Source organism: Treponema sp. UBA6852, assembly GCA_002449305.1.
GTDB lineage: Bacteria > Spirochaetota > Spirochaetia > Treponematales > Treponemataceae > Treponema_D.
The window spans coordinates 41815-45467 of the sequence record DKDI01000040.1 but is presented as its reverse complement, the minus strand read 5'-3'; the positions used below and the strand labels follow the sequence as shown (position 1 = coordinate 45467).

At 40.1% G+C, this 3653-nt stretch carries 3 protein-coding genes; 2 read left to right on the top strand and 1 reads right to left on the bottom strand.

The window, feature by feature from the left end:
- Positions 1-665: 665 nt before the first annotated feature.
- A complete protein-coding gene (locus tag B3209_RS09300) occupies positions 666-2198 on the top strand; it encodes an MBL fold metallo-hydrolase RNA specificity domain-containing protein (protein ID WP_296664470.1) in 1533 nt (510 codons plus the stop codon).
- A gap of 5 nt (positions 2199-2203) precedes the next feature.
- A complete protein-coding gene (locus tag B3209_RS09295; protein ID WP_296014825.1) occupies positions 2204-2416 on the top strand; it encodes a SlyX family protein in 213 nt (70 codons plus the stop codon).
- A 187-nt stretch (positions 2417-2603) separates the two neighbouring features.
- Here the strand turns inward: B3209_RS09295 and trhA are convergent, their stop codons facing one another.
- Complete coding sequence (gene trhA, locus B3209_RS09290) at positions 2604-3461, bottom strand: PAQR family membrane homeostasis protein TrhA (protein ID WP_295800209.1); 858 nt, start codon at positions 3459-3461, stop codon at positions 2604-2606.
- Positions 3462-3653: the final 192 nt, after the last annotated feature.

Below are 3653 nucleotides of genomic sequence, written 5' to 3'. Positions count from 1 at the left end.
AGCCTCCTTATGTTTAAATCTTAGCGGTGCTTTGGCATCGATAAGATTTAAACAGGCTGTTTTGCAACGCAGTGAAAAACAGTAGTCGATTGAACAAGTTTGCCACCGGGCAAACTTGCAGTGCAGTTTCTGACGCTATTTCAGGCAGCCTGTTTTTGTTAGGCCTCCTGCCCAAAATTCTTTGCAAGGGGTGCTGACATGCACACGTCAGGGGGTCTGCCTAGCGTTAGGCAGAGGGGGTTGCAAGAACACAACAGGATAGCTAACGTGTATATGGAGAAAGCGATAAAATCAGTTTTATTTAGCAATGAAATAAACTTTATGAATTATAATTATCAAGCTAAGAATGGGACGTTTTTCAGTTCAAAACAAAATGTTTTTCCATTTAAAACAAAGTGTTTTTACGTAAAAAACAAAATGTTTTTTCAAGAAAAACAAGTCATTTTCAAGTTAAAAACGAGCTGAAAATTAATTTAATTGCTAAAAAATCAAGGTTTGACAAAGGCAATCGTTTTAGTGTTCCCTGCCGTTTCTCTGTTCAGGATTTTCTTTTGCAAAGCTACGTAAGCAAGGGTTTCAGTATAAAAGAAAAAAATTGAGAAAATCGCAAATCGGGTTTATAATTAAAAATAGGCACTTTTTTAGCATTACATCAGGAGGCTTTTATGGCAGTTACAGCATATTCACTTGGAGCGGCAGAAGAAGTTACAGGAAGCCGGCATATACTTGAAATTGACGGACGCAGCATAATGGTAGACTGCGGAGCTTTTCAGGGGCGGAGAGCGGAATCAGATAAAAAGAACAGGGAATTCAGTTTTCCGGCGGACAAAGTTGAAAGCGTTGTTTTGACCCATGCACATTATGATCACTGCGGGCTTCTTCCTGTTCTTATGAAAAACGGATACGACGGAACAATTTACGCAACTCCGGCAACAAGAGACCTTGCAAATATTGTTATGATGGATAGCGCGCGCATTCAAGCCAGGGACGCTGAATTTCTTGCAAAGCAGGCAAAAAAGAAAGGCGAAGCTTTTACTTGGAAACCTTTATACAACGAAGCGGACTGCGTAAAAGCGGCAAATCAGATTGTTACTCTAGGCTACAATCGCAAAATGTACATTGCCCCGGATGTTCAGCTTGAATTTTTTGATGCGGGGCACATTCTCGGAAGTTCCCTAGCCTACTTTACAATTACCGGGCAAAGGAAAAATCAGCAAGGAACAAAAGCAATCGCAGGAAGCGGCATAAAACCAAAACTTTGGCACAAACTGTTCGGTGCAAAGCTTTCTTTAAAAAATGAACCATCTCAAAACGCAGACGGAGAAAACGAGCTTAGAGTTCTTTACACTGGAGACTTGGGAAGGCGCAACAAGCCAATCATAAAAGACCCGGCAACAAATATGCCCGCTCCTGACTATATCTTCATGGAAAGCACTTACGGCAACAGGCTTCATGCTGAAACTTCGAGCACAATGTACGAGCTGGAAAAAGTTGTGCGTCAGGCAATTGATTCAAAAGGAAAAATAATCATTCCAACATTTGCAATCGAGCGTGCGCAGGAAATTGTTTATTACCTTCATCTTTTAGTTGACCAAAAAAGAATTCCGCAGATTCCAATTTACATGGATAGCCCTATGGCGGTGAATGCGACCGGAATCTACCAGCTTCATCAGGAATGCTACGATGCTGCAACTCAGGAAGCGTTCCTTGCGCACCACAAAAATCCGTTCGGCTTTAACTCGCTTCAGTTTATTACAAGCGTCGATGAATCCAAAGAGCTTAACAAAAAAAATGGTCCAATGATAATTTTGAGCGCAGACGGAATGTGCGAAGCCGGACGCATTCTTTACCATTTGGCGAACAACATTTCAAATCCGAACAACATAATTTTGATTGTAGGCTATATGTCCGAACACACTTTGGGACGCAGAATTCTTGAAGGCGAAAAGGAAGTTAAGATTCTTGGCGACTGGTACAAGGTGAACGCTCAGGTAAAGCAAATTGACTCATTCAGCGCGCACGCTGACTACAAAGAATGCACTGAATGGCTCAAGCTTATAGACACAAGCAGGCTCAAAAAGATTTTTCTTGTGCATGGCGAAAAAGATGCGCAGGCACATCTTAAAGGTTATCTTGCAGAAAATGGATTTCCGAATGTTGAAATTGTAAAATACGGCGAAACATACGATTTGGAATAATTCAAATGGAAAAAGAAATTGAAGAAAAAATAATCAGCCTTGAAACAAAGCTTGCCTACATGGAAGATTTTGTAAACCAGCTTCAGGCGGTTTCTGTTGAGCATACAGAAACAATTGAGCGGCTTAGGACTGAAAACAAACTTTTGTCTCAGAAGCTGCATGAAGTTTCTGACATTCTTGAAGGCGACATTCCAAATAGAAAGCCGCCGCATTATTAAAAAAATTTCCCGGTTGCAAAAACAGCCGGGAATTCTATTTCTAGTTTTATATTTTACTGTCATTATCCAGCTTGATTGGATAATCCCCTACAATAGCTAGAGCGTCCAAAAGTACTTTATGTCATTCAGAGACATTTCGATTTATTGAATGACACTTAAACTTTTATTTTTATCAAAGAATTTCAGATTATATAAGGTTATAAATTCCAAAGAAAACTAAAACCGCAGCTCCAATCGCAAACAGGTGGAAAATGCTGTGAGTCCATTTGAAATTCCGCATCATAAAGAATGCAAGGCTTATTCCATAAGCGGCTGCTCCTGCAAACAAAAACACTTTGCTTGAAAAGCTCAACGCAATAGCTCCAGAAGCAACAAGCCCTAAAAGAATCGCCGCAAAAACTATGTATGTAAAAACAGAAAATGAATGAAGCCTTGCGCCGAACACTGCATACAAAACCAAAAGAAACGCAAGAATTCCCCACAGAACAGCACAAGCGGTTGTGGCAGGTCCAGACATTTTGGCAAGCATCAAAGGTGTAAAAATTCCGCCTATAAAAAGATAAATTGCGCAATGGTTAAAAATAGAAAATACTTTTTTTGCCTTTGAAGGTGAAATCGCATGGTAAAGAGTCGCCATAAGATGAAGCACAAAAAGGCTTGAGCCAAACACTGCGAATGTTGAAATATAAGTGCTTTTCTGCGCAGCCGGGGCATAAAAATACGCGCGGATAACCAAAAGAACAATCGCCGAAACACTAAGTCCTGCCCCTATTCCGTTTGCAATTGAACTAAGAACATCTTCGCCAAGTGTAAATGGACGCGGCTGACGTGCATTGTAAGACAAGCGGGCGTTTGCTTTTTGCGCTCTAAGCTCACGTTTGCGCTCACGTTCAGCTGCCTTTTCTTTTTTCTTTTCAGCATCCATAGAATAGTCAACCTTTATCTGATGGATTTTTTCTTTTGCCTGCGCCTTTATAGTTTTTATGGCCGCTTTTCTTTTTGCCTTTAATGATTTTCTTGTGATTCTGCGGGTAATATCGCCCATGACAAACCTCGTTAAAATTAATTGAAACCTCTAAAAGCTTAAGTTCTTTTGAGGAAATTCTGTGCTTATATTATACAACATTCCAAGTCTTTTTTAAATACACTAATTCAAAGCGCAATCAGCGTTAAAGTAAATTTTATATTTTACTGTCATTATCGGGCTTGACCCTGCGATGTTTCTGAAAGAAACTCG

Excerpts from the sequence above, each read along its gene's own strand:
- B3209_RS09300 (WP_296664470.1), top strand. The coding sequence starts at position 666 with ATGGCAGTTACAGCATATTCACTTGGAGCGGCAGAAGAAGTTACAGGA.
- B3209_RS09295 (WP_296014825.1), top strand. The coding sequence starts at position 2,204 with ATGGAAAAAGAAATTGAAGAAAAAATAATCAGCCTTGAAACAAAGCTT.
- trhA (WP_295800209.1), bottom strand. The coding sequence starts at position 3,461 with ATGGGCGATATTACCCGCAGAATCACAAGAAAATCATTAAAGGCAAAA.